The 23,559-nt window shown below is 43.6% G+C and carries 20 protein-coding genes and 1 tRNA gene; 14 read left to right on the forward strand and 7 right to left on the reverse strand.

Annotation, left to right across the window (positions count from 1 at the left end):
* Positions 1–133 precede the first annotated feature (133 nt).
* The gene (locus tag WH214_RS10270) at positions 134–1,411 is read right to left on the reverse strand and encodes an O-acetylhomoserine aminocarboxypropyltransferase/cysteine synthase family protein (protein WP_339422060.1); all 1,278 of its coding nucleotides are present in this window, start codon (positions 1,409–1,411) and stop codon (positions 134–136) included.
* A gap of 295 nt (positions 1,412–1,706) precedes the next feature.
* On the opposite strand from WH214_RS10270, the gene ettA reads away from it, so the two are divergent.
* Complete coding sequence (gene ettA, locus WH214_RS10275) at positions 1,707–3,368, forward strand: energy-dependent translational throttle protein EttA (protein WP_339993304.1); 1,662 nt, start codon at positions 1,707–1,709, stop codon at positions 3,366–3,368.
* 59 nt (positions 3,369–3,427) lie between these two features.
* Here ettA and WH214_RS10280 read toward each other — a convergent pair whose 3' ends face one another.
* From WH214_RS10280 to WH214_RS10300, 5 genes are all read right to left on the reverse strand, one after another.
* Positions 3,428–4,231: a DUF4198 domain-containing protein gene (locus tag WH214_RS10280; RefSeq protein ID WP_339422061.1), complete on the reverse strand. Its 804-nt coding sequence runs from the start codon at positions 4,229–4,231 to the stop codon at positions 3,428–3,430.
* A gap of 150 nt (positions 4,232–4,381) precedes the next feature.
* A complete protein-coding gene (locus WH214_RS10285; protein ID WP_010327661.1) occupies positions 4,382–4,723 on the reverse strand; it encodes a membrane protein in 342 nt (113 codons plus the stop codon).
* Positions 4,724–4,875: 152 nt separating this feature from the next.
* Positions 4,876–4,951: transfer RNA gene (locus WH214_RS10290), tRNA-Glu, on the reverse strand.
* A gap of 92 nt (positions 4,952–5,043) precedes the next feature.
* Entirely contained in the window at positions 5,044–6,552 is a 1,509-nt protein-coding gene (gltX, locus tag WH214_RS10295; RefSeq protein ID WP_339422062.1) for a glutamate--tRNA ligase, read from the reverse strand.
* Between the two features lie 148 nt (positions 6,553–6,700).
* Positions 6,701–6,985 (reverse strand): hypothetical protein, encoded by a 285-nt coding sequence (locus WH214_RS10300; RefSeq protein ID WP_004978106.1) that lies wholly within the window; start codon positions 6,983–6,985, stop codon positions 6,701–6,703.
* A gap of 389 nt (positions 6,986–7,374) precedes the next feature.
* On the opposite strand from WH214_RS10300, the gene WH214_RS10305 reads away from it, so the two are divergent.
* The 9 genes from WH214_RS10305 (at position 7,375) to WH214_RS10345 (ending at position 17,842) form a co-directional block, all read left to right on the forward strand.
* A complete protein-coding gene (locus WH214_RS10305) occupies positions 7,375–8,373 on the forward strand; it encodes a sulfate ABC transporter substrate-binding protein (RefSeq protein WP_339422063.1) in 999 nt (332 codons plus the stop codon).
* A 252-nt stretch (positions 8,374–8,625) separates the two neighbouring features.
* Positions 8,626–9,645, forward strand: coding sequence for a sulfate ABC transporter substrate-binding protein (locus WH214_RS10310; protein WP_339422064.1), 1,020 nt, complete (start codon positions 8,626–8,628; stop codon positions 9,643–9,645).
* Between the two features lie 187 nt (positions 9,646–9,832).
* Positions 9,833–10,756 (forward strand): 16S rRNA (cytosine(1402)-N(4))-methyltransferase RsmH, encoded by a 924-nt coding sequence (gene rsmH, locus WH214_RS10315; RefSeq protein WP_339422065.1) that lies wholly within the window; start codon positions 9,833–9,835, stop codon positions 10,754–10,756.
* Positions 10,756–11,088 carry a cell division protein FtsL gene (gene ftsL / locus WH214_RS10320; RefSeq protein ID WP_004691506.1) on the forward strand — a complete coding sequence of 111 codons (333 nt, stop codon included), beginning with the start codon at positions 10,756–10,758 and terminating at the stop codon, positions 11,086–11,088. The genes rsmH and ftsL overlap by 1 nt, the downstream gene beginning before the upstream one ends.
* 12 nt (positions 11,089–11,100) lie before the next feature.
* A complete protein-coding gene (ftsI, locus tag WH214_RS10325) occupies positions 11,101–12,924 on the forward strand; it encodes a penicillin-binding protein PBP3 (RefSeq protein ID WP_010327652.1) in 1,824 nt (607 codons plus the stop codon).
* 7 nt (positions 12,925–12,931) lie between these two features.
* Positions 12,932–14,428: a UDP-N-acetylmuramoyl-L-alanyl-D-glutamate--2,6-diaminopimelate ligase gene (locus tag WH214_RS10330; protein ID WP_094148980.1), complete on the forward strand. Its 1,497-nt coding sequence runs from the start codon at positions 12,932–12,934 to the stop codon at positions 14,426–14,428.
* Positions 14,429–14,437: 9 nt separating this feature from the next.
* Positions 14,438–15,847 carry a UDP-N-acetylmuramoyl-tripeptide--D-alanyl-D-alanine ligase gene (locus WH214_RS10335; protein WP_339422066.1) on the forward strand — a complete coding sequence of 470 codons (1,410 nt, stop codon included), beginning with the start codon at positions 14,438–14,440 and terminating at the stop codon, positions 15,845–15,847.
* A complete protein-coding gene (mraY, locus tag WH214_RS10340; RefSeq protein ID WP_058951625.1) occupies positions 15,848–16,966 on the forward strand; it encodes a phospho-N-acetylmuramoyl-pentapeptide-transferase in 1,119 nt (372 codons plus the stop codon).
* Between the two features lie 69 nt (positions 16,967–17,035).
* Positions 17,036–17,842, forward strand: coding sequence for a putative RNA methyltransferase (locus tag WH214_RS10345; RefSeq protein WP_339422067.1), 807 nt, complete (start codon positions 17,036–17,038; stop codon positions 17,840–17,842).
* A gap of 31 nt (positions 17,843–17,873) precedes the next feature.
* Here WH214_RS10345 and ponA read toward each other — a convergent pair whose 3' ends face one another.
* Positions 17,874–20,402, reverse strand: coding sequence for a penicillin-binding protein PBP1a (ponA, locus tag WH214_RS10350; RefSeq protein ID WP_339993307.1), 2,529 nt, complete (start codon positions 20,400–20,402; stop codon positions 17,874–17,876).
* Between the two features lie 165 nt (positions 20,403–20,567).
* Between ponA and WH214_RS10355 the strand changes: the two genes are divergently transcribed.
* From WH214_RS10355 to WH214_RS10370, 4 genes are read left to right on the forward strand one after another with little or no spacing between them, the layout of a single operon-like run.
* Positions 20,568–21,626 carry a pilus assembly protein PilM gene (locus WH214_RS10355; protein WP_339422069.1) on the forward strand — a complete coding sequence of 353 codons (1,059 nt, stop codon included), beginning with the start codon at positions 20,568–20,570 and terminating at the stop codon, positions 21,624–21,626.
* A complete protein-coding gene (locus WH214_RS10360; protein WP_339422070.1) occupies positions 21,626–22,285 on the forward strand; it encodes a PilN domain-containing protein in 660 nt (219 codons plus the stop codon). The genes WH214_RS10355 and WH214_RS10360 overlap by 1 nt, the downstream gene beginning before the upstream one ends.
* On the forward strand, positions 22,282–23,019 hold the full coding sequence (locus tag WH214_RS10365) for a type 4a pilus biogenesis protein PilO (protein ID WP_339422071.1): 738 nt from the start codon (positions 22,282–22,284) through the stop codon (positions 23,017–23,019). Before WH214_RS10360 ends, WH214_RS10365 begins: the two co-directional genes overlap by 4 nt.
* Positions 23,019–23,546, forward strand: a complete 528-nt coding sequence (locus WH214_RS10370; protein WP_339993310.1) for a pilus assembly protein PilP — start codon at positions 23,019–23,021, stop codon at positions 23,544–23,546. Before WH214_RS10365 ends, WH214_RS10370 begins: the two co-directional genes overlap by 1 nt.
* The last annotated feature ends 13 nt before the right edge of the window (positions 23,547–23,559 follow it).

A 23,559-nucleotide genomic window follows, 5' to 3' on the forward strand; every position in this document is an offset into this window, starting at 1 on the left:
CTCTATTTTATTGGTTCTAATTACTTGTTTTTAACATGAATTCAAGCGAAGTGAAAGGGCTATAAATATAAAAGACAAGCGTATAAAAAACCTCAATCATGTGATTGAGGTTTTAAGTTTAGTGGTCTGTATTTTAGACTTGAGCCAAGGCCTGCTCTAAATCTGCAATCAAATCATCAATATGTTCAATGCCTACAGATAAACGCACCATATCAAGACTTACTCCAGCAGACTTTAATTCCGCTTCATTCAGTTGGCGATGTGTGGTGGTGGCAGGGTGGCAGGCCAGACTTTTGGCATCGCCAATATTGACCAAGCGAGTGAAGAGTTGCAGAGCATCAATAAAGCGGGTGCCACCTTCACGGCCATCTTGTACCCCAAAGGATAAAATTGCCGAAGGTTTACCTTTGACATATTTTTGCGCTAAGCCATGCTGAGGGTGATCTTTCAAGCCGGCATAGTTGACCCATTTCACTTTGGGATGGGCTTGTAAATATTCTGCGACTTTCTGCGCATTTTCAGTATGACGTTCCATACGCAGGTTTAGCGTTTCTAAGCCTTGTAGAATCAAGAACACGCTTAAAGGGCTAATCGCAGCGCCGGTATTACGTAGTGGTACCACGCGGGCACGCGCGATATAAGCTGCTTCGCCTAAAGCTTCGACATAGTTCACGCCGTGATAGCTTGGGTCTGGCGTATTCAGCACTTTAAAGCGCTCAGGATACTTGCCCCAAGGAAATTTTCCGCTATCGACAATCGCACCGCCAATCGAGTTACCATGCCCGCCAATATATTTGGTTAATGAATGCACCACAATATCTGCGCCATATTCAAAGGGTTTCAGCAGCGCAGGGGTTGCGACGGTATTATCGACCACCACAGGCACGCCATACTCATGTGCGATTTTGGCAATCGCTTCTAGATCAATGATATTGCCCAGTGGGTTGCCAATCGATTCAACAAAGACCAACTTGGTTTTTTCATCAATTAAACAGCGTAGTGCTTCAGGGTCTTGATAATCAAAGAAACGGACTTCAATGCCTTGTTTCGGTAGAGTGTGGGCAAACAGGTTATAGGTGCCACCGTACAAGGTCGAAACAGAAGCAATGTTGTCCCCTGCTTCGGTAATCGTCTGAATCGCATAAGTAATGGCTGCCATGCCAGAGGCCAAGGCCAACGCACCAATGCCCCCTTCGAGCGCGGCTAATCGTTGTTCTAGCACCGCAGTGGTCGGGTTCATAATTCGGGTATAAATATTACCTTGGACTTTTAGGTCAAATAGATCCGCACCATGTTGCGTATTATCAAAGGCATAAGACGTGGTTTGATAAATCGGTACTGCCACTGCTTTGGTGGTGGCTTCGGGGCTATAACCAGCATGGATAGCCAAAGTTTCATCTTTATAGGTCATGGGACTTCATCTGCGTGAGTTAAATATTGCACAGTCTACCATCAATGAATATGAGTTAAAGTGTGAAAATAATGAATATTTATCTAAAAAATTCATAAAGATGAGTTACGAACAGCTTCTTGTCTGCGAAAAAGTGAGATAAAAGGGGTGTTTAAAAAATAACCGCACTGAAAGTTGTAACATTGCATTGAAGATCGGTTTCATGCCTTATTTTTTCAACGTATTCATCGTATAATGCCCGCAAATATTTTTTCGCTTCTTGCGATTTTTTGGTTTTTCTATTGAGGAGTCCTACGTGGCCCAATATATTTATACGATGAACCGAGTGTCTAAGATGGTTCCGCCTAAGCGCGAAATCTTAAAAGACATCTCTTTGTCATTTTTCCCGGGTGCAAAAATTGGTGTACTTGGTTTAAACGGTGCAGGTAAATCGACCTTGCTTCGTATTATGGCGGGCGTAGACAAAGATTTCTCTGGTGAAGCTCGTGCGCAACCGGGTATCAAAATCGGTTACTTAGAACAAGAGCCGCCACTTGATCCAAATAAAGATGTCCGTGGAAACGTAGAAGATGGTTTACGTGAACCATTGGATGCTTTGGCGCGTTTGGACGAAGTATTTGCTGAATATGCAGCAGAAGATGCAGACTTTGATGCATTGGCAAAAGAGCAAGAAAAACTTGAAGCGATTATCCATTCATGGGATGCGCATAACCTTAGCAACCAAATGGATCAAGCTGCAGCTGCCTTGAACCTACCAGCTTGGGATGCGGATGTCACACTACTTTCAGGTGGTGAGCGTCGTCGTGTTGCATTGTGTCGTTTGCTTTTATATAAGCCAGATATGTTGCTTCTAGACGAACCGACGAACCACTTGGATGCAGAATCTGTGTCTTGGTTAGAGCGTTTCTTGAAAGACTTTGCCGGCACGATTGTGGCGATTACGCACGATCGTTATTTCTTGGATAACGTGGCGGAATGGATTCTTGAGCTTGACCGCGGTATGGGTATTCCATATCAAGGCAACTATTCTTCTTGGTTAGAGCAGAAGAATGCGCGTCTAGAGCAAGAGAACAAGCAAGAAGAATCTTTTGCTAAAGCATTGAAGAAAGAACTTGAATGGGTTCGTTCAAATGCCAAAGGTCAGCAAAAGAAAAACAAAGCGCGTATGGAGCGTTTTGAAGAGCTTAACTCACGCGAATTCCAACAGCGTAACGAAACTTCTGAAATCTATATTCCACCTGGCCCACGTCTAGGCAATAAAGTCGTAGAAGTGGAAGGCATCAGCAAATCATTTGATGGTCGCGTACTGTACGAAAACCTCAGCTTTACCGTACCGCCTACAGCAATTGTGGGTATCGTGGGTCCAAACGGTGCGGGTAAAACCACACTGTTCCGTATGATGACTGGTGAACAACAGCCAGATACAGGTACGGTGACTTTGGGTGAGTCGGTTAAAGTAGCGTATGTGGGTCAGATTCGTGACACCTTGGATAACAACAAAACGGTTTGGGAAGAAGTTTCTGGCGGTTTGGATATCTTAAGAATTGGCGATTATGAAATTGCATCACGTGCTTATATCGGTCGCTTTAACTTTAAAGGTCAAGACCAGCAGAAGCGTGTAGGTGAGTTGTCAGGTGGTGAGCGTAACCGTTTACAACTGGCGAAAATCCTGCAAATGGGCGCAAATGTGATCTTACTGGATGAGCCATCGAACGACTTGGATATCGAAACCTTACGTGCGCTTGAGGATGCAATTCTTGTATTCCCAGGTACGGTAATGGTGGTGTCGCACGACCGTTGGTTCCTTGACCGTATTGCAACGCACATCTTGTCGTTTGAGAATGAACAGCCTGAATTCTACGAAGGTAACTATGCTGAGTACGAAGCCTATCGTTTAGCGCGTTTAGGTGATGCTGCGGTTCAGAAACGTACCAAATACAAGAAAATTGGCGGATAATATCCCCGCATAAAAAAACCAGCCTAAGGGCTGGTTTTTTTATGCTTAGCAATTGTCGCTTAAGGCGTTTTAAGGGCATTCACTTGTACGCTGATAATGGTGTAATACTGATTTTTAGGTTTTGCTTTGGCATCGGCTTTTTCGCTCACTTCAATCAGGTATTGCCCAGCTTGTGCAAAAGTGAGTGTGGTATTGCCTTGTGCATCGACAGGTGTGCTTTTCGCTTGCTGCTCAAGCTCACCTTGAGCGCGAACCATGAGTTCTGCATGTGCGAGGGCTTTGCCTGCTTGAGTAATTTGAAGTTGTACAGGCTTTTGCACCGTAATTTCATTTGGATGGGTTTTGAAGTTGACTTGAATTGGGGCTGGCGTTACAGCAACAGGTGAGGTGCTGTCTTTGCTCACATAGCTTTGAATGCTCCATTCGCGAACCGTAGAGACCTTACTTGGCACTTTGCCTTTAAAGTCACTTGGTATGACATAGTCACGCTCGCTTAGGGCAGGGACTTTGTCTGCTGCTACATCGGCAAAGATTTTCCATTGATGATTATGTTTTACATATTCAATTGGATATGAGGTCTTGGCAAAAATGGTATAGGTGCCTTTTTCCGGTAGCTTGAGATCAAATGCAGTTGCAGATTCTAAGTGCTTTTGTGCTTGAATCGTAGTCTGTGTTTGGTTTGGTTGGAAAACGCTGAACGAAACATCTTTTAGGGCATATTCAGGATGAAAGGCTTGTTCCGCATAGGCACTCAATACAGGGACTTGGGTATTTTCAGTGTGATACGCCAGTGGAGCGACATAGGGTTCATGCGCTTGAGCCACTGAACAGAATAAGAGTGTGCAGAGTAGAGCGTTTTTCATAGAGATTAGGCCTAAAAATATTTCGTAAGATGAGGTTTTTGATTATATCGAGAAAAACTAACAGGTGATAATAATTATTATTTATTCTTTGGGTAGATAAAAAAGGGAGTGCATAGACTCCCTTTTTGGATGCGGGTTCTAAGTTAAGGCTTAGATTTCCCACTCATGGTCACATTCACGGCATTTCCATTTTTTCTGAGACTGCATGAAGCCTTGCATTGAAATCTTAAAATCAGGAAGGTCGCGGTAAAATAGGAAGCCTGCAATTACACACACGATGAAAACCACAACCGTTGCAATTTGTAATGTTGAGCCAGCGCCATCCCCAAATAGCCACATTGCGATGCTAATGAGCACCAAAAGTAATAATACAAAAATGGCTGGAACTAAAAAAACCAGACTTTTAGGCACGACAGGGCGTGTTGCTGGAGCCCCTGCTTGAGCAACAGGCATAATTTTTGGGCTTTGACATTGAGGACAACGATATTGCATTACAACTCCAAAATTCGAATCTATGCTGTATTCTAATCGGATTAGAGCAGAAAGCCAAAAAAGCGTGGTAATGAAGTGCTGATAAATTTGAGGCAATAAAAAACCCAAGTCATAATGCTTGGGTTTTTTACCAGATGTTGCCATCTTAAATATGGCGTCCCTACGGGGATTCGAACCCCGGTTACCGCCGTGAAAGGGCGATGTCCTAGGCCTCTAGACGATAGGGACTTATTGAGGCATCACGTTGAGTGGTTAACACCGTCTCTCTGTGTGAGCGCTATATTAGGGATATAACGCCCATGCGTCAACTAAAAAATCAATTAAGCTTCATCAACTGCGTCATTTTTCGGCAATTTTAGGCTTTCATTGAGTTTTTCCCAAACTTTTGCTTCTTTTTTGCTAGGACCACCCACAATTTCAAGGGCATGACGTAAGCGCGCGAAGGTTAAGTCAGGGCCAATGGTGACCATGGTTTGCATCACTGGGGTCGAAGCAGTTGAACCTGCAATGGCAATAAAGAACGCTGGCATAAAGTCACGAAGCTTAATTTCCATTTGGCTGGCTAAGTCCATCAAGGTTTGACTTACGGTGTCATTGTTCCATGTGAACATGCTTTCCAAACGCCAAATCGCAAATTGCAGACTTTGACGAACTTGTTCTTCGCTCAGTTTCTTGCTTTCAAACTGTTCTTTAGTCAAGCTTGGGAACTGGTTAAAGTAATGCGCAGACCAGTTCACCGCTTCTGAAAGCAAGTTGATACGAGGTTGAATCGCTGCGGCGATGTCTTCGAGCATCTTACGATCTGCTTTCCATGCCAATAAAGTATTTAACAGTTCAGCAGGGCTTAAGCCTTTGATCCATTGACCATTGAGCCAATTCAGTTTTTCCACATCAAAAATTGGGCCACCGAGGGATACACGTTGAATATCAAAGTGTTCAATCATCTCGGCTAATGTGAATTTTTCGCGTTCATCTGGCATAGACCAGCCCATACGGCCTAAGTAGTTCAGCAAGGCTTCAGGCAAGACACCAATATTTTTGTAGTAGTTAATAGAGGTTGGGTTCTTACGTTTCGACAGTTTTGATTTGTCTGGGTTACGTAGTAATGGCATATGACCCAGTACAGGCATTTCCCAACCAAAGTATTGATACAGCAACTGATGTTTAGGTGCGGAAGGCAGCCATTCTTCGCCACGGAAAACGTGGGTGATTTGCATCAAATGGTCATCGACCACATTGGCAAGGTGATAGGTTGGTAAACCATCTGTTTTAAGCAAGACTTGCATGTCCACTTGCACCCAAGGAATTTCCACTTCCCCGCGCAGTAAGTCATTGACTGTACAAATGCCTTCTTCGGGCACTTTCATACGAATCACGTGTGGCTCACCTGCAGCAAGGCGACTTTGGACTTCTTCAGCAGATAATTTTAAACCACGACCATCGTACTTTGGTGTTTCACCACGGGCTTGTTGTTCTGCACGCATTTGATCCAACTCTTCGCTCGTTGCAAAGCAGTAGAACGCATGACCTTTTTCAACCAAATCCAGTGCATATTGTTTATAAATATGCATACGTTCAGACTGGCGATATGGTGCATGTGGCCCACCAATATCTGGACCTTCAGACCAATTCAATCCTAACCAACGCAATGAATCTAAAATCATTTGTTCAGATTCAGGAGTCGAACGAAGTTGGTCGGTATCTTCAATCCGCAGAATAAATTCACCACCATGTTGCTTGGCATAGCATAAGTTAAATAACGCAATATACGCTGTGCCCACATGCGGGAAGCCAGTTGGAGAGGGTGCAATACGAGTACGAACAGTCATAGCCAATTATGATTCAGAATGTAAATTGAGGTCTATTATAACGAAAAAGCCCGACCACTTAATGCTTAATTCAACATTCAGTGATCAGGCTTTTGCGCGCAAATGTCATAACTTGAGAGAGGTTACGACACTGTGGCTTATTTTTAGTTTAGAGGAACAATGATTGCACAAAACGGCTAAAGCGCTGGTTTTGTGTAGCAAAGAAATTTTGTGTCGGTGCAACTTTGATTGAGGTCATGATTTTTAAATCATTATCCGTCATCGTAGTTCGGTCACTGCCTTTTTGTTGGCTGAGCGCTTTTTCAATCAACGATGTTTTTTCAGTGGGCATCGTGGCTTTGTCATTGCTTTGAATGGCTGCACTATGTCCCAGTTGGCTAAAACAAGCCAAGCCGATACTCAACGTAACGGTATGTAAAAATGTTGCTTTCATGTCCTTTTCCCCCCTCTCAACATGGTATTGGAACAGATTTTTATTAAAGTCATTGGTAATCTAGTTTCAATTTAACCGATTTTACAAATAAAAAAGTAGAACTGTGTCACACAATTTACAAAATTATAAACAAATTTGGGCTAAATTGACATTTAAACATCAAATATAAATCATTTGGCTTTTTGTACCAAATAACTGTGGAGATAGCATGGAGATTTTGAGCTTGATCTGTGGAGGATGGATATGGGGTTATCCTTAAAAGTGCACAAAATAGTCCTTTTAGAGATATCTTTTTATCAGATATAAAAGCCATAATTAATTATAAATAGATGATTGTATTGATTTTTTGTTGTTTATATAGTGAGCAAATTCAGTTCGAGTATAAAGCAATGAAAAAAATATTAGCGACATCTATTTTAGTATTACTTGGGGGCTTTGCAGCCAGTGCTTATGCGGCAAAAGATTTTTTAAATGTGTCTTATGACCCGACCCGTGAGTTTTATCAAGAATATAACCAAGCCTTTGGACAGTATTGGAAAAGCAAAACTGGGCAGGAGGTCAACTTTAAGCAGTCTCATGGTGGATCGGGTAAGCAAGCACGTGCCGTTGCAACGGGTTTACAAGCAGATGTGGTGACCTTGGCCTTGGCCAATGATATTGATGAAATTGTGAATACTGGACAAATTGATAAAAACTGGCAAAAAGAATTTCCAAATAATTCTGCACCTTATACTTCAACGATTGTTTTTTTAGTGCGTAAGGGTAATCCCAAACAAATTAAAGACTGGAATGATTTAACCAAGCCGGGGGTTGAGATCATTACCCCAAATCCAAAAACAGGGGGGGCGCCGCGTTGGATTTATTTATCGGCTTGGGGTTATGCGTTAAAACAACCGGGAGGTAATGATGCTAAAGCCAAAGAATTGGTGAAAAAACTTTATCAAAACGTCAAAGTCCTTGATTCAGGCGCACGAGGTTCATTGACCACGTTTGCTGAACGAGGCATAGGTGATGTGTTGTTGTCTTGGGAAAATGAAGCCTTACTGGCAACCCAAGGCCTCGGTAAAGACAAATACGATATTATTTATCCGTCTATTTCGATTTTAGCGGAGCCGTCGGTTGCGATTGTAGACAAAACCGTGGACAAAAATGGCAATCGAAATTTGGCCAAGGGCTATTTAAACTATCTGTATTCGCCAAAAGGGCAGGAGTTGGCGGCGAAGCATTTCTTCCGTCCACGAAATAAACAGGTGGCGAACAAATACCTTGCGCAATTTCCAAAGCAAAAAACCTTTAATATTAATGATGTCTTTGGAGGGTGGGCCAAAGCGCAGAAAACTCACTTTGTAAATGGTGCGATCTTTGATCAGATTTATACTGAAAAATAAACGTGCTGTGGTTTGACGCAATCACGTTCGGACATCAAAGTGGATATACGTATATCCACTTTTATTATATTTTAAGCATAAAAATGTATATAATAAGAATAAGTAAAGTGTTTGCTATTATTTTAAATAAAAACAATTCATTAAGTCTTAGTGATTCTAAAATAACGAGTATTTAAAAAACAAAAGTGAATTGCGATTTATGATTTTGTTTCATATATTTAGCATAATTCTTGATATTTAATTTAATACGCCATGAAAACGCATTTGAAATCTCTCTGGGCTGCTGTCGTAGTGGCAACAGGTCTGACATTCAGTATGACATCAGCTCAAGCGGCTGACCGTACTATGCTCAATGTCTCCTATGATGCAACACGTGAATTTTACGATGAGTTCAATAAATCCTTTGGTGCCTATTGGCAAAGTCGTACAGGACAAACGGTCGACTTTAAACAGTCACACGGTGGTTCAGGTAAACAAGCCCGTTCGGTCGTGGATGGTCTAAAAGGGGATGTGGTGACCCTGGCCTTAGCCAATGACATTGAAGAAATTGTCAAATCAGGTCAAATTCAGCCGGGTTGGCAAAAAGAGTTCCCAAATAACTCTGCACCTTATACATCGACCATTGTGTTCATGGTACGCAAAGGCAACCCGAAAAAAATTAAGGACTGGTCTGATTTAATCAAACCGGGTGTACAAATTATTACGCCTAATCCTAAAACAGGCGGTCTACCGCGTTGGGTGTATCTGTCTGCTTGGGGTTATGCACTGAAACAACCTGGTGGTAATGAGGCCAAAGCCAAAGAGTTTGTGGGTAAAATGTACCATAACGTGAAAGTCATGGACTCTGCGGCACGGGCGTCTATGACCACCTTTGCAGAACGTCGCATTGGTGATGTGTTGTTGACTTGGGAAAATGAAGCCTTAGTGACACAAAAAACTTTAGGTAAAAATCAGTTCGATATTGTTTATCCATCGATCTCGATTTTAACCGAGCCTTCGGTGGCAATCGTGGATAAGACTGTGGCGAAAAATGGCAACAAGTGGTTAGCACAGGGTTATATCAACTATTTATATTCACCACTGGGTCAGGAAATGGCGGCGAAACACTTCTATCGTCCGCGTAATGCTGCGGTTTTAGAAAAATATAAAGCGCAATTTCCACCGTTAAAAACCTTCACCATTGATGAGGTGTTTGGTGGTTGGGCCAATGCTCAAAAGACTCACTTTGTGAATGGGGCGACTTTCGACCAAATCTATAATAGCCGTAAATAATCCAGTTAATTATTTCAGCTGCTGCTTAAAAAGCCTCCCTTGGGAGGCTTTTTTGATAATGAATGCCGTTTAAAAACGGTTTTGTCTATGAAAAGTAATATTTCCCTACAAAAAGTCGTTTGGAGCTTTGTTAAAACAAGGTAATAATGTGCAGTTACATTTTTCCTTCCGATCATATTGAGTCTTTATGTCGCATATTTCTGTATTACTTCACGAAACTGTTGATGCTTTGGTAGCAGATCGCAATACAGGGATTTTCATTGACGGGACGTTTGGTCGTGGCGGACATACGCGCTTGCTGTTGTCTAAGCTGGATGAAAATGCACGTGTCTATGGTTTTGATAAAGACCCGCAAGCACTGGAAACAGCCGCGATTTTAGAACAAGAAGATACACGTTTTAAAATTATCCATGCCAGCTTTGCTGACCTTAAGCATGAGTTAGAAGTACGCGGCATTGGCTTGGTCGATGGGGTTATGGCCGATTTGGGCGTGTCTTCACCGCAGCTTGATCAGGCGGAGCGTGGCTTTAGTTTTATGAAAGATGGACCACTGGATATGCGTATGGACAATTCAAAAGGTCCAACTGCAGCGCAGTGGCTGGTCAATATTGAGGAAGAAGCGTTAGCCAATATTATTTTCCAATACGGTGAAGAGCGTTATAGCCGTCGTATTGCCAAAGCCATTAAAGCGGCTGGGTTGATTGAAACGACCGCGCAGTTGGCTGAAATTGTGAAAGTAGCGCACCCGAAATGGGAAAAAAATAAACATGCTGCAACACGAACTTTCCAAGCAATTCGTATTGCCATTAATAAAGAATTAGAAGATATTGAAGTTTTCCTACCGCAAGCGGTAGACGTATTAAAACCAAATGGTCGCTTGGCTGTGATTAGCTTCCATTCGCTAGAAGATCGATTAATTAAACAATTTATTCAAAAAGAGTCGACACTTGAGGAAGACATGGGTTGGGGTATGCCACAACAACGACCAGATACACGTCGTTTAAAGAAAGTATCACGTGTGAAAGCAAGTGATGCCGAGGTTAAAGCCAATCCACGTTCACGTAGTGCATGGCTTAGAGTTGCAGAGCGCTTAGCACTTAAAGGCGAATAATGAAAACTGAAGTCGTTGAAAAAATTCCAACAAAGTTAAAGTTTAAGAAGCTGATTGCCTATGTCATTTTATTGGTGCTGGTGTTTATCAGTGCCATGATGGTGGTGTTCCAAGTGTTTGAATACCGTCATGACTATCGCGAAATGAGCTCTTTTATGCGCGAGCGTGATGACTTAAATGCAGAGTGGGGCCGTTTGCTGATTGAACAGCAAACTTTTGGCGCAACTGCACAAATTGGAACGCGCGCAGTGACGCAACTGCGGATGTATTCACCACCTGCGGCGCAAACCGTAGTGATTTCTTTACCCACGACTTCAGAAGACAAAAAATAAGGCCGCTGTAACATGGTAGAAAAGCGTAAACCCACTCGTAAAAAACAGCAAGCGGTGACTGAAAAATCGGCTCTACAGGTTGAAATGTGGCGCTTCTATCTCATGTGGGCGGTGGTTTTAGCCTGCTTTATTGCTTTGGTTGGACGTGCTTTTTACGTACAGGTCATCAATACCGAATTTTTGCAAAATAAAGCCAATGCCAATATTTTAAGAACAGAAAAAATTAAGGCCATGCGCGGTGTGATTTATGACCGTCATGGTGTGCCTTTGGCGATCAGTACGCCGATTATGAAAGTGGTGATTGATCCACGTGATTATTTTGATAATAAAAAACTGTTTGATGAAATTACCGCTGAATTAGCCAAAGATCCACACAATCGTAAATTGAAGCGTCAATTACCAGACAAAAACCTAAATCTGGATGAACTGGCTGATGCCGTGGGCATGGATCGTGCAGAACTCAAACGGAAACTGAATGAACGTCCGCGTTCGCGTTACTTGGTCTTGAAAAAAGAAGTGCCACCTCAGCAAGCTGAACTGATTGCGAAGCGTGAGTTCCAAGGGGTGTATACCGAAAAGAACTACAAGCGTTACTATCCGCAGCCACAACCGAATGCGCAAATTATTGGTTTGACCAACAGTGAAGGTTCGGGCATTGAAGGTTTAGAAATGCAGCTGAATCAACGCCTGTCGGGTATTGATGGTGAGCAGCAAATTGTTCGAGATAAAAAGGGCAATCGTTTTAAAGATGCCGAGGTGGTTAAAGAAGTTGAGCCGGGCGAGAATATTACGCTCAGTATTGATTCGCGCCTTCAGTACATTATGTACCGTGAACTGACCGCTGCGGGTGTAGCCAATAATGCTCGTTCTGCAACAGCGATTGCGGTCGATGTGAAAACGGGTGAAATTTTAGCGATGGCGTCGTGGCCGTCGTATAACCCGAACGATAAAAACAGTTTGTCCAATAAAGACGCCATGCGTAACCGTGGTGCGGTTGACTCTTTCGAACCGGGTTCAACCATGAAGCCTTTGACCATTTCAATGGCTTTGGAAAGCGGCAAATATATGCCGAATACGGTGGTCAATACCACTCCAGGTTCGATGCGAGTCGGTAACCACACTATTCGAGATACGCATAACTACGGTCCACTGACTTTAGGTGGGATTATTCAAAAATCCTCTAACGTGGGTGTGGCTAAAATTGCCTTGTCTCTCCCTTATGCAACTTTACCGACATTTTATAAACGTCTCGGTTTTGGTCAGCGTTCAGCAGTTAAATTCCCGGGTGAAAGTGGTGGTTTAATTCTTCCACCAAGTAAATGGAATGTATCGGAAGTGGCGACCATGGCATATGGCTATGGCTTAAATGCGACTGTGCTGCAAATGGTGGATGCTTATGCCATGTTGGCTAACAAAGGTGTGAAAATGCCTTTGAGTTTGTATAAGTTAGATGCGCCTCCCCGTGGTGAACAAATGATTGATCCAAAAATTGCGGATCAAGTTTTGTTAATGATGGAAACGGCAACCTTACCGGGTGGTACCGCGACTCGTGCAACCATTCCGGGCTACCGTGTGGGTGGTAAAACAGGAACCGCACATAAGTTACGTGCTGACCGTAAAGGTTACTCAACCAATGAATATCGTGCACTTTTTGCTGGTGTTGCACCCGTTAGCGACCCGCGTTTAGCGATGGTGGTTGTGGTCGAAAACCCGCAAGGGACCTACTATGGTGGTACGGTGTCTGCGCCTGTATTTGCCCGTGTTATGCAAGAATCCTTACGTTTAATGAACGTGCCTTTAGATAAACCTTTAGATGCTCCTGTAATCAAGAGATAGGTGATGAATGTCCATTACATTTCAACAACTCTACACCGTTAACCAAAGCGCTGAATGGATGGCACAGCCATTTCAAGGTTTTGTTCTTGATAGTCGTAAAGTACAGGCAGGGCAAATTTTTATTGCGCTGACATCACTTTCACAACCTGAAAAAACCGTGCAGTTTGCACAAATAGCCTTGGATAAAGGGGCTTTAGCGGTGGTGAGTGAAACTGAGCTTGCACTTGAAAACAGTATTGTGGTGCCGAATGTGCGTCACTTGATGGGAGGCTGGCAAAAGCAATTTTTGTTGGCCACTAGCCAAGTCCAGCCTGCTCGTATTTTAGCGGTGACAGGAACCAATGGTAAAACCACGATTTCTCGTTTGGTTGCTGAGCTGTTGATGTTGCAAGGTCAGTCTTGTGCTGTGATGGGCACGACAGGTAATGGCATTTTACCGAATTTAGAAGCATCGTCGCATACCACCTTGGATGCGCTGCACTTACAAAATGCACTGCATAGCTATACCAAGCAAGGGGCTGAATTTGCATCGATTGAAGCCTCTTCACATGGTTTGGAACAAGGCCGTTTAGCGGGCAGTGAAATTGAAATTGCTGCGTATAGCAACTTAAGTCGCGACCATTTGGACTACCATGGCACGCTTGAGGCCTATGCCGAAGCTAAATCTCGCTTGTTTCAATTTCCATCATTGAAAGTTGCGGTCATCAATCTGGATGATGAACATGCTGGGGTCATGATTCAAGCAGCAGAAAATAATCCAGCCCAACCGAAAATTTTAACCTATTCAACCACACAGCCTGCGGACTATCAGGTAAAGAATATTCAATATAGCCTGACGGGTGCGAACTTTAGTTTGTGTACGGCACAGGCCGAATATCAGGTACAGAATCCATTACTCGGTCATTTTAATATTGAAAATTTGGTCGCAAGTTTAATTATGGTTGAACAAGCAGGCTTTGATTTAGCCGATGTGATTGCAACGACTGCGCAGCTTCAAGGAGCGCCAGGTCGTATGCAAGTGATTCGTGATGATGCGCGTTTGTTTGTGGTCGACTATGCCCATACGCCTGATGCTTTGGTGCAAGTCTTAAGCACGTTGAAGCGCCATGTAGAACAGCAACTCTGGGCAGTATTTGGCTGTGGTGGAGACCGCGACCGTGGCAAACGCCCACTCATGACCCAAGCTGCTTTAAACGGAGCAGATGTGGTGTTGTTGACTTCAGATAACCCACGGACCGAAAATCCTGAGCAAATTTTTGCCGATATGAAAGCGGGTGTTGATTTCTCAACTCGTGTGGTTCATGAAATCCATGATCGTCGTGAAGCGATTAAATTTGCCGTTCAACACGCTCAAGCGGGTGATATTGTCGTGATTGCAGGCAAAGGCCATGAAAACTATCAAGAAATAGAGGGTGTTCGGCATTGGTTTGACGATGTCGTCGAAGTGCAATCCGCGATTGATGCACAGCACCACACTACTGATTTTGCTTATCCTGCACACTAAGGAAGTCGTATGCATACCTCAACAACCAGCACAGTGCCTTTAGTGTCATGGACCGCCGCACAGTTACTTGAAGCCACCCAAGGTTATTGGCTAAATGATCAAGCGCCAAATACTGAAATTAAACGTATTTTGACGGATTCGCGTGATGCAGAAGCAGGAGATGCTTTCTTGGCACTCAAAGGCGAACGTTTTGATGCGCATGCTTTTATTACGCAAGTCGCTGAACAAGGCTGCCAAGTGGCTATTGTGAGCCAGCCTATAGATGCGGAGATTTGTCAGTTGGTGGTGCCTGATACACGTTTGGCATTGGGACAACTGGGGGCTTATCGTCGTGCACAAAACCCACAGCTAAAAGTGATTGCGCTGACGGGTAGTAGTGGTAAAACTACCACCAAAGAAATGTTAGGCAGTATTTTGTCGCGTATAGCACCAACGTTGGTGACCCGTGGCAATCTGAATAACGACTTGGGTGTGCCAGTCATGTTATTGGAATTACGTCCTGAGCATCAATATGCAGTGATGGAATTGGGTGCAAGCCATCAAGGTGAAATTGACTATACTTCGAATTTGGTCCAGCCCTTGGTTGCAGGCATTATCAATATTGGTACAGCACACTTGGGTGAGTTTGGTGGACGCGATGGTATCTGCCGTGCTAAGGCTGAGATTTATGCGCATATTGCTCCAAATGGCACATCTATTGTTCCTGCAGCCGATGATTTTGCCGATAGCATTCGCCAAGCAGTACAAACTGAACAGGTGCTCAGCTTTGGTGCGGGGGGTGAAATTTTTGCCACTGAGATTGAGTTACAGGCACAATCGGCAACGTTTAAGCTAAATACTCCGCAAGGTGTGCGTCAGGTGAATTTGCCGTTTGCTGGGGAGCATAATGTTCAAAATGCAACTGCTGCGGCAGCTTTTGCTTTAGCGATTGGTATTAGCTTGGATGATATTGTGCTTGGTCTTGAGCAAGCGGTCGGTGCAAAAGGGCGTTTGAACTTTATTCAGCAAGGCCATCATTTGTTGATTGATGATACCTATAATGCCAACCCAACTTCTATGCGTGCAGCTGCTGAAGTGCTTGCACAGCAAGAGGGGGTTCGAGTGATGGTGATAGGCGATATCGGTGAGCTAGGTAGCTCTGCTGCGCAGCAGCACTATATGCTGGGGCGTGATTTGGTCTCAGTGAAAGGGCTGAACTTTGTGGTGGCTGTCGGTGAATTTGCACCTGCGGCACAAGAAGGCGCACGCAGCACGCAATATGGCAAAAAAATGCAGGCTTTTTTAACTCAAGAGCAGGCTTTGCCGTTCTTACTCAGTTTAATTGAAACACATCAACCCCAGTCTATGAGTTTCCTGTTTAAAGGTTCTCGTTATACCCATATGGAAACGTTGATGGCTGATTTGATGGAGAAACTCTAAATGTTGTTATGGTTATTTGAACAACTGGCGGGCTACCATAGTTCGTTTCAGGTGGTTCGTTATTTAACATTGCGTTCTTTGCTCAGTGTTTTAACCGCACTGACCATTGGTCTAGTGCTCGGTCCTGTGATGATTCGCAAGTTGCAAGCACTCAAATATGGTCAAGCCGTGAGTTCATATGCTCCTGAAAATCATGCCAAAAAAATGGGTACACCAACCATGGGTGGGGTGCTGATTTTACTCTCAATTGGTATCTCCACACTGTTGTGGGCTGATTTATCAAACCCATATGTATGGATTGTCTTGGCCGTGATGGTGATTTTTGGTGCAGTGGGTTGGGCCGATGACTGGATCAAGATTCGCTATAAAGACAATGCAGGTTTACCTGCCCGTAAAAAATTCTTCTGGACCTCGCTTGCGTCATTGGGCGCTGGTATTGCACTATATGTAATTGCGCAGCAACAGACCAATCCTGTACATACCGCGAATATGCTGGATCTGCTGATTCCATTTTTTAAAGATTTAAGTATTCCGTTGTCGGTGATTCCGCTGGGTATTGGTTTTATCATTTTCACCTATTTGGTGATTAATGGTGCATCAAATGCCGTGAACCTGACCGATGGTTTGGACGGTTTAGCGATTATGCCTGTGGTGCTGGTTGCTGCTGGTTTAGGTGTATTTGCATATTTGGCTGGTGATGTTCGTTTTGCCAATTATTTACATATTCCTTATGTGCGCTTTGCCTCTGAGTTGGTGGTGATTTGTGCAGCCATGATTGGCGCAGGTTTAGCCTTCCTTTGGTTTAATGCACACCCTGCACAGGTCTTCATGGGCGATGTGGGTGCATTATCATTGGGTGCAATGCTTGGTACAATTGCGGTCATGGTTCGTCAGGAAATTGTCTTTGCCATTATGGCTGGTGTGTTCTTGGTCGAGGCGATATCAGTCTTCTTGCAAATTGGTTCCCTCAGAATGCGTAATAAACGCGTGTTCCTGATGGCGCCATTACACCACCATTATGAGAAAAAAGGCTGGCGTGAAACCCAAGTGGTGATTCGTTTCTGGATTATCACAATTATGCTGGTAGTTTTAGGGCTAATGACCTTAAAATTGCGCTAAGCAAAAGTATGAAAAGAGTCGGCATTTGCCGGCTTTTTTTATGCCTGAGGTAATGTCTTGGAGAAAATAATGAATCTGCTCATGTGTCCTGTGTGTCGCGAGGCTTTAACTTTAAATGAAAGAACATGGCGCTGTGCGAATTCACATAGTTATGATGTGGCGAAACAAGGCTACGTCAATCTGCATGTTGTCCAACATAAGCACAGCAAAAATCCAGGGGATACGCCTGAGTCGGTACAAGCCCGCCGTGCATTCTTAAGTGCAGGTCATTACATGCCCTTACAGCAAGCAGTGGTAAATAAGGTACGTGAGTTACGTATTGAAAATTTACTCGATATCGGCTGTGGTGAAGGTTATTACACCGATGCGATGCAGGCTGAAGTGTTGCAATGCATCGGTGTGGATATTGCAAAAAATGCAGTTCAAGTGGCTGCGAAAATTAATAAAAATATCACGTGGGTGGTAGGTACAGGGGCAACTTTACCCGTGTTAGACCAGTCGATTGATCTGTGTAGTAGTTTGTTTAGCCCGATTCCAAAACAGGAGATTTTACGGGTACTCAAACCGCAAGGATATTTATTGGTGGTGACGCCTGCGCCTCAGCATTTATATGCAATGCGTGAGGCCTTGTTTGAAGAAGTTAAGCCGCATGAACCGAGCAAATTTGTAGAACAGTTGAGTGATGCGTTTGATTTGGTGAGTGATGATGTTGTCGATGCTGAGCTTAAGCTCAATCAGCAGGACTTACAAAACCTGATTGCCATGACCCCTTATGCTTATAAGGCGAAACAAGAGCGCCGTGAAGCCTTAGAGGCTCAAGCAGCTTTTGACTTACGTGCACAGTATCAAATTTTACTGTTTCAAAAAAAAGCATAAGTATAAAAAAGCCCGCAGATGCAGGCTCTTCTTATTGGACTTGATCAATCAAATGATCGAGCGCATCCGATTTAGGTTTTGGTTGTTCTTTCGGTGCTTGCATGGTGGGTGGGGTGCTGTTCTTTGGAACCAGCGTTTCCTCTTCACCTGGCAAATCATCAAAGTCACGCTCAGGAGCACGCGGAACCACCACTGGTGCAGGGCGATACAACGGCTGCGCCAAAGGTGGGGTTGGGCCTAAGTTGTTCTGAGGTGCTTCTTTCTGATGGCGCTGAATCGGTGCTTTGGCTTTGGCATCGAGTTGAACCCAAGCCGAAGGCGTGCCTTGTAAGGCTTTGGCCATGAAGTCTGTCCATATCGGGAGCGCAGCCACACCGCCGTATTCGCGGCGTCCTAAAGTCGTTGGTTGGTCGAAACCGACCCACGCTACGGTCACCAATTTGCCATTAAAGCCAGCAAACCAAGCATCTTTTGCATCATTGGTGGTTCCTGTTTTTCCGCCCAAGTCATCTCGTCCAATACGTAGCGCAGCACGGCCTGTACCATGTTGAATCACGTCTTTTAAAATATTCGCCATATCATAAGCAGAACTGGATTTTAAAATACGTTGCGCTTGGCGATAGTCACTGTTGATCTCAACAGGGTTTACCGATTTTTCAGCAGGGTTCAGCTCTTGGTTGGTGACTTCAATTACTTCATCATCAGGCGTGATGGTGTCAGCAGACTGAGGGTTTGATTCTTGTTGAGATATACAACTGATACATGCATATTCAGGATTGTTCTGATAAATGACCTTGCCATAGGCATCTTCAATACGATTGATGAAGTGTGGTTGAATACGATAACCGCCATTGGCAAAGGCTGAGTAACCTGTGGCCATTTGAATCGGTAAAACCTGAGGTGTTCCGAGTGCAATGGTGTAGTTGCGCGGAATCTGTTCATCGGTTAAGCCGAAGTCCATAAATAATTGGCGTGTACGTTCAATGCCCACGGTTTGCAGGAGTCGAACTGACACGGTGTTACGCGATAAATAGAGTGCACGACGCAGGGGAATCATACCTAAATAGCGGCCATCGGCATTACGTGGTGACCATTTCCCAATGGTGATCGGGCTGTCATTGACCATGCTATACGGTGTCATACCGCGCTCTAAAGCGAGTGCATAGACAAAGGGTTTAATAATCGAACCTGGTTGGCGCCAGCCTTGTGTGGTTCGGTTAAATTTAGATTGATAAAAATTATAACCACCAACCAATGCTTCTACAGCGCCATTGTTTGGGTTAAGTGCAATCAGCTGGCCCTGAACTTTAGGCAGTTGCACCAAAGCCCATGAGGTTTTGTTGTCATTGGGGCGCAGACGTACAATGTCTTTTACTTTAACAATCTGAGATGCTCTTGACGGTGCACCGCCTACCGCATTTGCATTGCGATAAGGATGTGTCCAAGACATGCCAGACCATGGCACGGTTACTGTCGAGCCATCTTGCATTAAGGCATCAAAGCTATTTTGATTCACACGGGTAACTTCGGCAGGGAAGGTATTGGCAAAAGCACTAAAGCTACTTAAGGGTTTGTCATGGGCTTCCGCACCACGCCAACCATGACGACGGTCATAGGCTTCTAAACCATCTTGTACCGCTTGTTCGGCATAGGCTTGGCGTTCGCTGTTGATAGTGGTGTAGACCTTATAACCAGAGTCAATCGCATGCTCGCCGAACTTTTCAATCAGTTCGCTGCGGACCATTTCACCGATATAGGGAAATCGGTTGCTTACCCCGCGGTCAGGCATATCGAGGTTAATTGGTTCAGCAATCCCTTTTTCATATTGGCTTTGGTTAATATAGCCTAGCTGCAGCATGCGACCCAAAATCCAGTTACGACGTTCTAAAGCACGTTCGGGGTTGACCACTGGATTGTATTTAGACGGCGCTTTAGGCAGACCTGCAATCATCGCCATTTGTGCAATGCTGAGTTCGTTTAAGCTTTTGTTGTAGTAAATTTTAGCTGCCGCTGCGATACCGTAGGCATTTTTACCCAAGAAAATCTTGTTGACATAGAGGGTTAAGATTTCCTCTTTCGTCAAATTTTGTTCAATTTTTCGTGCCAGAAAAACCTCAGTCAACTTACGTTTTAACGTACGCTCGGGACTGAGATAATAGTTTTTTGCCACTTGCATGGTGATGGTCGAGCCACCCGTTTGGACGTTTGACCCAGTAATACTTTCACTGACTGCACGTCCTAAACCTTTAAAACTGATACCACTATGCTCAAAAAAAGAAGAATCTTCCGCCGCTAAAAAGGCATGAATAAAACTTCGAGGGATCTGATCGTAATCTACGGGTACAGATAGCTTGCCACCGTATTCCGAAATAAGTTGGTTATCCGCACTATAAACTTGTAAAGGTTTTAGTAATGGCGCCTTTTTTAGAGTTGTCATTTGCGGCAAAGATGGGGCAATATAGAGATACATGCCATAAAAACCCATTGTAATTGACACAAACATTATAATAATTATAAAAAAAAATGGATGAACACGGCCCGAACAAGATAGCTTTTTCATAACAAGTAAGTTTTAATAAGAGCTAATGGCAAACTAATTAGCGGTCAGTATATCCTGTACACATACGGAATGTTAGATGAGTTATTGTATCCGTATAAAATTATAGACGCGGACTAATTAGTGGGTTACTTTTTTTGGGGATAAAAAAATAATAGGAATGATACTGTGCTCAGGTTATATCGTAAGCCAAGTAAGGGGTTAATAGGAGTAGATATTAGTTCGACTTCTGTTAAGGTATTGGAACTTTCTGTTAAAAACAATCGGTATTGGGTGGAAAGCTATGCATTAGTCCCATTACCAGAAGGAAGTGTGGTCGAAAAAAATATATTGAATCCAGAAGCAGTTGGTGATGCCCTTGAGCGTGCGGTAAATTTGGCCAATGTTCAATCGACAGAAGTAGCACTGGCAGTTCCGACGTCCATGGTGATTACTAAAATCATTGAAATGGATGCCGATATGAACGATGACGAACGTGAAATTCAGATTCGTGATGATGCTGAGCAATATATTCCATTCCCATTAGATGAAGCGAGTTTGGACTTTGAAGCCCTTCCAGACCGTTTAGCCAATCCTAATCGTGTCAATGTACTCCTCGTTGCAACCCGCATTGAAAATGTAGAGGCGCGTGCCGAAGCATTGGAGTTGGGTGGTTTAACGCCTAAGATTGCCGATGTTGAAAGTTTCGCCATTGAAAATGCATTCAAAGTCTTTTCAGATACGCTTCCAATGGGCGTAAATACTGTTGGGATTCTGGACATTGGTCACACCATGACCACCTTGTCCGTCATGCAGAATAATAAAGTCATTTATACGCGTGAGCAGGTGTTCGGTGGTAAACAGCTGACTCAAGAAATTCAAAACCGTTATGGTTTGTCTTTTGAAGAAGCTGGACGTGCCAAAAAAAGCCGTACCTTGCCTGACGACTATGATATTGAAGTACTTGAACCTTTTCTTGAAGCTGTGGTGCAACAAGCAGCACGTTCTTTGCAGTTCTTTTTTTCGTCCTCTCAATTTAATGAGATCGACCATATTTTATTGGCAGGGGGGAATGCCAATATTCCAGGACTGGCGAAGTTATTACAACAAAAATTAGGTTATCGGGTCACTATTGCCAACCCATTTTTACAGATGGGCTTTTCTCCACAAATCGACATTAAAAAAATTGAAAATGATGCTTCATCACTCATGGTGGCATGTGGATTGGCATTGAGGAGTTTTGATTAATGGCAAAAATAAACCTACTCCCTTGGCGTGATGCGTTAAGAGAGAAACGAAAAAAAGAATTTATTGCCTATTGTGTTGGGGCTGCATTAGTTGGAGTTTTAGCTGTTGCTTTGGCTTGGTTCTTTTACAGTCAAAAACTTGAAGATCAAGAACAGGCCAATCAGTTGGTGATGAGTACCAATCAAAACTTAGATGTTCAATTAAAGTCATTGGAAGGTCTGCAAGAACAGCGCAATGCGATTGTAGAACGGATGAAGTTGATCCAAGGTTTGCAAGGTCAACGTCCTGTGGCTGTTCGTTTGGTCGATGAAATGGTACGTGTTACACCAAGTAATATGTACATTACTAAGTTTGTGCGCACAGGTGATAAATTTACTATTGAAGGGAAAGCGGAAAGCCCGAATACAGTTGCGGAATTCTTACGTAACCTGGAAGCATCAGCATGGTATCGCAATGCCTTTATGAATTCATTCTTGGTTGCTGAAGAGAAAAAAGATAAAGCACCAAGTTCCATCGTGCCACGTATTGAAGAGACCTATGGCACCTTTGTGGTTACCGCGGATTTAGATGAGATTGCTCAGCCAGTAGCGCCTGATGCGACGACGACACCTGAAGCAACAAGCACAGTTAATAATTCAACAGCGGGGGCAGCACAATGAGTCGCGATGAATTTGAAGAATTAACATCAGAAAACCATGCTGTAACCAAGAAAAAAATGACGGTTGATAAGTTTTTTCAACAGTTTAATACCTTAGATCCAAACAATTACGGTAGTTGGCCCTTTTCAGTCAAACTGACTTGTTGGATCTTTATCATTTTAGTGATTGGGGCATTGGGTTATTTTGTCGTGATTAAACCGAAGCTTGATGCGATTTCAAATGCACATGCACAAGAACAAAATTTACTGAATGAGTTTCGTGAAAAAGATTCAAAATTACGTAACTTGCAGCAATATCAAGCGCAATTGCAAGAAATGGAAGCCAATTTCAATCAGCAGTTAGAACAGTTGCCGAAAGAAACTGAAATTCCGGGTTTGGTTGAAGATATCAATGTGAGCGGCGTAAATGCTGGATTAAAGTTTAAAAATATTCGTTTAGAGCCAGAAATTCGCCAAGAGTTCTTTATCGAACAACCGATTTCCATTGAAGCGACGGGTGATTATCATTCTTTTGGTTCATTTGTCAGTGGAATTGCAGCTTTGCCGCGTATTGTGACCTTGCATGACTTCGATATCTCAGCATCAAGTAACAATGATAAAAAGACGGATATTCCGCAAATTTCATACAGTGTAAAGGCTAAAACTTACCGTTATGTCGGGGCGACGGCTACAACGGATGTTGATGTAAAAGATACAAAAAATGATAAGAAAGCCGATGCGGGAGGTGCCGAGTAATGAAATATCAAAACCTCTTACTTAGTCTCTGCGTAGGACTATTCCTTGTCGGTTGTGATTCACGTATTGATGCGGTCAATATGCAAATGGCTGAAATTCGCAATCAGCCACCATTGCCGATTGAGCCAGCACCAGATTTCCCACCTGTACCGACCTTTAACTATGCTGCGCACCAATTAAAGAGCCCGTTTATGCCAAGCTCGTTAGCGGCTGAACTGAAGATTATGGCTGGAAAGCGTGTCTATCCAAACCTATCGCGCCAATTACAACCCTTGGAAAGTTATGCGATTGAATCGCTTAACATGAAAGGCAGCATGCGCGGACAAAATGGACAAATTTTGGCGTTGATTCAAACACCAGATGGTGAAATTGAACGCGTGCAGCGTGGTAGTTATTTGGGGATGAATCATGGTCGTGTGATTAATATCACTGCCACACAAATTGATTTGATTGAAATTATTACGGATGGGCGTGAGGGCTATGTCGAGCGCCCGAGAAGCCTAGTATTAATTGGGCCGGCGCCTTAAAAAAGGAAAAGGA

The sequence above is a fragment of the Acinetobacter sp. MYb191 genome (genome assembly GCF_037572605.1).
Taxonomy (GTDB): Bacteria; Pseudomonadota; Gammaproteobacteria; order Pseudomonadales; family Moraxellaceae; genus Acinetobacter; species Acinetobacter johnsonii.

Bases quoted from the DNA above. Each gene is read 5' to 3' on its own strand.
- WH214_RS10270 (WP_339422060.1), bottom strand. From the start codon at position 1,411: ATGACCTATAAAGATGAAACTTTGGCTATCCATGCTGGTTATAGCCCC.
- WH214_RS10280 (WP_339422061.1), bottom strand. From the start codon at position 4,231: ATGAAAAACGCTCTACTCTGCACACTCTTATTCTGTTCAGTGGCTCAA.
- WH214_RS10285 (WP_010327661.1), bottom strand. From the start codon at position 4,723: ATGCAATATCGTTGTCCTCAATGTCAAAGCCCAAAAATTATGCCTGTT.
- gltX (WP_339422062.1), bottom strand. From the start codon at position 6,552: ATGACTGTTCGTACTCGTATTGCACCCTCTCCAACTGGCTTCCCGCAT.
- WH214_RS10300 (WP_004978106.1), bottom strand. From the start codon at position 6,985: ATGAAAGCAACATTTTTACATACCGTTACGTTGAGTATCGGCTTGGCT.
- WH214_RS10305 (WP_339422063.1), top strand. From the start codon at position 7,375: ATGAAAAAAATATTAGCGACATCTATTTTAGTATTACTTGGGGGCTTT.
- WH214_RS10310 (WP_339422064.1), top strand. From the start codon at position 8,626: ATGAAAACGCATTTGAAATCTCTCTGGGCTGCTGTCGTAGTGGCAACA.
- rsmH (WP_339422065.1), top strand. From the start codon at position 9,833: ATGTCGCATATTTCTGTATTACTTCACGAAACTGTTGATGCTTTGGTA.
- ftsL (WP_004691506.1), top strand. From the start codon at position 10,756: ATGAAAACTGAAGTCGTTGAAAAAATTCCAACAAAGTTAAAGTTTAAG.
- ftsI (WP_010327652.1), top strand. From the start codon at position 11,101: ATGGTAGAAAAGCGTAAACCCACTCGTAAAAAACAGCAAGCGGTGACT.
- WH214_RS10330 (WP_094148980.1), top strand. From the start codon at position 12,932: ATGTCCATTACATTTCAACAACTCTACACCGTTAACCAAAGCGCTGAA.
- WH214_RS10335 (WP_339422066.1), top strand. From the start codon at position 14,438: ATGCATACCTCAACAACCAGCACAGTGCCTTTAGTGTCATGGACCGCC.
- mraY (WP_058951625.1), top strand. From the start codon at position 15,848: ATGTTGTTATGGTTATTTGAACAACTGGCGGGCTACCATAGTTCGTTT.
- WH214_RS10345 (WP_339422067.1), top strand. From the start codon at position 17,036: ATGAATCTGCTCATGTGTCCTGTGTGTCGCGAGGCTTTAACTTTAAAT.
- ponA (WP_339993307.1), bottom strand. From the start codon at position 20,402: ATGAAAAAGCTATCTTGTTCGGGCCGTGTTCATCCATTTTTTTTTATA.
- WH214_RS10360 (WP_339422070.1), top strand. From the start codon at position 21,626: ATGGCAAAAATAAACCTACTCCCTTGGCGTGATGCGTTAAGAGAGAAA.
- WH214_RS10365 (WP_339422071.1), top strand. From the start codon at position 22,282: ATGAGTCGCGATGAATTTGAAGAATTAACATCAGAAAACCATGCTGTA.
- WH214_RS10370 (WP_339993310.1), top strand. From the start codon at position 23,019: ATGAAATATCAAAACCTCTTACTTAGTCTCTGCGTAGGACTATTCCTT.